At 56.0% G+C, this 4393-nt stretch carries 4 protein-coding genes; 2 read left to right on the top strand and 2 right to left on the bottom strand.

Going from position 1 to position 4393, the window contains the following annotated elements; all coding sequences use genetic code 11:
• Positions 1 to 746 (bottom strand): M20 family metallopeptidase (locus AC1DWF_RS30530; protein ID WP_476842453.1); only part of this gene is annotated, 746 nt, incomplete at its 3' end.
• 294 nt (positions 747 to 1040) lie between these two features.
• Complete coding sequence (locus AC1DWF_RS30535) at positions 1041 to 1187, bottom strand: hypothetical protein (RefSeq protein WP_476787209.1); 147 nt, start codon at positions 1185 to 1187, stop codon at positions 1041 to 1043.
• A 656-nt stretch (positions 1188 to 1843) separates the two neighbouring features.
• Between AC1DWF_RS30535 and AC1DWF_RS30540 the strand changes: the two genes are divergently transcribed.
• Together AC1DWF_RS30540 and AC1DWF_RS30545 are read left to right on the top strand one after the other, a co-directional pair.
• Positions 1844 to 2488, top strand: coding sequence for a helix-turn-helix domain-containing protein (locus tag AC1DWF_RS30540; RefSeq protein WP_476842454.1), 645 nt, complete (start codon positions 1844 to 1846; stop codon positions 2486 to 2488).
• Between the two features lie 314 nt (positions 2489 to 2802).
• Positions 2803 to 4233: a thiol-activated cytolysin family protein gene (locus AC1DWF_RS30545; RefSeq protein WP_476842455.1), complete on the top strand. Its 1431-nt coding sequence runs from the start codon at positions 2803 to 2805 to the stop codon at positions 4231 to 4233.
• Positions 4234 to 4393 lie beyond the last annotated feature (160 nt).

Consider the following 4393-nt stretch of genomic DNA (forward strand, 5'->3'; position numbering starts at 1 on the left):
GGCCGGCCCAGAAGCGGGTCGGATGCGGCGAGGGCGTCGAGATCGAGCAGCCTTTGCCGGAACCGGACCAGCATTTCCAACGCATTGAGACCCATCTGCGGCATTGACCCGTGGCTCGTGCGTCCGGTTGCCGTGAAGCCCAGCCACAGCACGCCCTTGTGGCAGCGCACCGGCCGGTTGGAGGTCGGTTCGGCAATGATCATGGCGTCGAACGGGGCGAGGCTACCGTCGCCGGCCATCAGGCTCGCGCCCTCCGAGCCGGTTTCCTCGCCATAGGTCACGGCCAGCGAAAGCCGGCCCGACCAGTCCTCACGGGCGTACATGTCGAGGAAGCTGGCGATGAGGGCGGCAAGGCCGCCTTTCATGTCCGAACTGCCACGCCCATAGATGCGCCCACCCTCGACCGTCCCTCCGAATGGCGATTTTTTCCATTCGCGGTCGCCGAGGGGTACGGTGTCGCAATGCCCGCAAAAGACCAGATGCGGGCCCGCACGGCCGTTGTCGAGGCTCGCGATCAGATTGGCGCGTCCGTCATCCCCCTGGATCGTTGTCGATGCGACGCCACGCTCGGCCAGATAGTTGACTAGCTCGGCCACAAAGCCTTGTTCACGGCCCTGCAATGCCGTCGTGTCGTACCGCAACATCCACTGCAGGAGAGATATGCAATCGTCATCCGACAGGATGCCCGACTGGATAGTCGAAAGCGAAATGTCTTGGCTGGCAGATTTTGGATGGGATTGAAGCACGATCGTCACCTCGCTGGATAACAAACAGCGTAGTCACTCTCGTCATTTCCTGTCCATTGTGCGTTTATACATTCAATGTATTCAGAAATGTAAAAAATTACATATCTTCTTGGTGAGCCAGTTCTGACTTCACGATCGGGTCAATACCTGAAATTACCAGCGATCGCTGCCATCACGCCCGAACGCCTTCCTTGACGGCCGACCGTAGCGCGCCTTCCAGAATCCGGGCGTTGCTATGGCCAAGCTGGCAAAGCGCCCCGCCAGACAGGCGAACCACGATGTCGCTTCGATAGGTCAATTCGCTTTGGCCGATGCGACCGCATCAGGGTAAGCTTGTGGAGAAGACCGGCAGGCCGGGATCAGGTCGGCGGCCTGTGCATCATCGTCAAACGTGCCTTCCTCGTATTTGCGGATTTGCGGACCCAGATACGGATCTGGCATCGCGTATCGTGGCGCTTTGCCAATCCATGCAGCGTCTCGCCCGACAAATATTCCTGCGCGACCTGACGCTAAAACTCGATGCGCGCAGTTTTCATTCGGCAGAAACCTGTTGGGTTGGCGCGCCGCTAACCTGCCGCCGCGCCCGATACTTTCTCATGCAAGAGGCGAGTCGTAATTGACAGAGTTGGGGTGCGAGAGCTGACGGGGATAAACCTTGAGTTATAAAACTTTAACCACGATCCAATGATAAGCTGGTGTTTCGACACTAACACGCCCGTTGTAATGGTCTGTCTTCGGCAATTTGACGTCGTTCGAGTGTGCCGGGCTCCGAACAGAGCAAGATGKATCATGAATGCGGTGTCATCGMTTGGGATTGGACTGACGACATCTGGTCGTCGACGTCGAATATTAGGAGATCGCAAAACGGTCGTGATCCGCCCACAGCTGTTTTTCTCGATATCTCGACGGGGGAAGCCAGCGAAGGTGATAGGACCTTCGCCTTCGAAGCAAGCGCACTTCCAAATGATAGGCGCAAGACAGGGTCGCGAGGGCGACGGTCTGGTGATGTCAGTTTCGACTGCATCGACCTAGACCTTGTGGATCTCTGTAAGGGCCAAGATCGAGGCGAAGCAGCGCAGATGATCCGAGCGGCCGGCTTGTTCCTCTACAATGCTGCAAGCCATTCAAGCATTGGTCTTGAGGAACGCGGAGGTGTTCATCTGTTGCTCCGACGCGAGATTGTAGAAGGCGCGCTGGGGTGTCCGATGCCTTCGGCCAACACTATGACGGAGGCGATGGTCGAGTCTCACGTCGCCATGTTCCTGAGGGAACAGATGTTGCTTCTAGCCCAGGTGATGACCACTCTCACCAAAGAGGACAACAACTTTCTGCTCAATCAAACTGCGCGCTTGGCGCTATACACCCTTAAGGGGATGTCGGTGGCGCCGCAGGGAGTTTTGTCGACAGATTCCGTACGAGCGGAACTTTATGATGCCGCGCAGGACTATATTCAGCGGCATTTTTCGAACTTCAATCTTGATGCAAATCGCATTGCCAAGGGCATTGGAGCTTCGCGTGCCACCTTATATCGCGCCTACGCCGACCGCGGTCGCACGGTAGCGGACGCGATACGGAAAATCCGCCTAGAGCATGCCGAGGAAATGCTTAGAGCAGGCCCCGTGTCGACAAGTATTGACGTGATCGCGGAAACCTGTGGGTTTTCATATTCACGCAGTTTTCAGCGCGCATTCCGGGCGTTTTACGGATTGAACCCAAGCAATCTTCGCCCGCGAGTCCGTTGAGCATTGTCCCAGAAATCAGGGGCTTCACTGCGGGCGCATGAAAACAATCAAAAAGATAAACGAATGAGACGGCATGTCTCTTGTGAGACTCCGTGTCGTAGAATGATCTCTGAATCTACGATAGGAACTCGTCTCACTGTAACGTTGACAAGCAATCATCTTGATGAACGGCAAAAGCGGCTTCGGGCTAAAAGCTCAGGTCGTGTTCAGCGAAGGTTTGACGTTGCTCAGATCTGCAACGTTGCCGCACCACCGAGATGCACTGCTTGCAAAGTGCACAGCTTCTCAGTCGATTCAACAGGAGGAAGTGCGACATGACGACCAACAGAGAGACAGTCAACCAGCATATCTTCGCCCTCAAATACGATCCGAGGACCGTCATGGTTTTCAATGGTACCCAGATCGCAAATGTCGATCTGCCGACCGAAAGTCGGTTCGACGGGTCGACCTACCTCGTCGTCACCCGGGAGAAGTGCAGTTACGATGCCGACTTCGACATTGCTGTGCCGAGCGCCTTTGACGATGTCACCTATCCGGGAGCGCTGCTCCTCGCGAGCAACGAATTGCTCGACGGCAAGCCGCAAGAACTGGCGACCGGAAAGGCACCTATCAACATCACCGTCAATCTGCCAGGCACGAAGGACATATCGTTTGCTACCGAACCCACCTATTCCAAGGTTCAGGCGGGCATCAACGAAACCTTGGTGAAGTGGTTCGACAGCCACGGCGGCCAGTGGAGCTTGCCAGCGAATTTCCAGTATCGCAGCAGMCTGATCTACGATGAGAACGAACTCGCACTCAAGTTCGGATGCGACGTCACGTATCTGAAGCAGAAGCTGGGCATCGACTTCTCCCGCAAGAACATGGAAAAGAAGTCGGTCTATCTCGTCCAGTTCAAGCAGATCTTTTACACTGTGTCGGCGGAGCGACCGAGCAAGCCGGCTGACATCTTCAGCGAGTCGACCACCTGGGAAGACCTATCGCATGCGGGTATCAGCGATGTGCATCCGCCGCTGTTCGTCAAAAATGTCCAGTATGGCCGCCAGATTTTTCTCAAGTTCGAGTCCACTTTGACGTCCACAGAACTCGAGTCGATCATCAAGGCCAATGTTACGGCCAACGGCGTTCAAACGGACAGCCATGGCTCGACCGAATACAAATCGAAACTGAGCAAAATCAACGTCAGTCTCGTCGCGCTCGGCGGTTCCGAGGAGGTCTACAAGGACCTCAATCTCGGTGGGGCAGAGGACTCGCTGAAAATCAACAAGATCATTTTCGAGAACGCCAAGCTGTCCCGTTCGAATCCCGCAGCACCTCTGAACTACTACACCGTCTATCTCAAGGACGGCGTAACGGCGGGAGTGCATGGAAAGACCGAGTACGTCGCCGAAAAGACGGAGAGCTTCACAGGCGGAGAAATCAAGCTCGAACACACAGGCGCCTATGTCGGCCGGTTCTGGGTCTCATGGGATGAAATTGGCTACGACGACAAGGGCGTGAAGGTTACCCGTCGCGTGAACTGGAATGGCAGCGGCGCGGATCGCACAGCTTCGTATGCGACGAATATCCCCCTTCGCGGCAATGCTCGCGGAATCAACATTAAGACCGAGGGTTGCACAGGCCTCGCCTGGGAATGGTGGCGCACCTCAGGCGACAAAGTCGACCTTGCTCTCGTGCCCGAGCGGAAGGTGTCGATCGGCGGTACGACGCTTCATCAAAGCTTCGTCATGAATCCAGGTGCTTAGCCAACTCTGGCGGGGGAGTTGGCTGACTCAATGAGGCCGTTGAGGGCCTCGAAAGATGCGGTCGCTGCCCCACCGAACCAGCCTGCAAATTCCAACTGCCGGCGCGCATTGCCCTGGCTCCTTCAACGATTGAGGTATTCAAGATTACTTACTTCACAAT

The sequence above is a fragment of the Aminobacter sp. P4_D5 genome (assembly GCF_056401815.1).

What these genes read in the sequence shown, in the direction of transcription:
- AC1DWF_RS30535 (WP_476787209.1), bottom strand. Translation starts at nt 1,187, where the DNA reads ATGCCAGATCCGTATCTGGGTCCGCAAATCCGCAAATACGAGGAAGGC.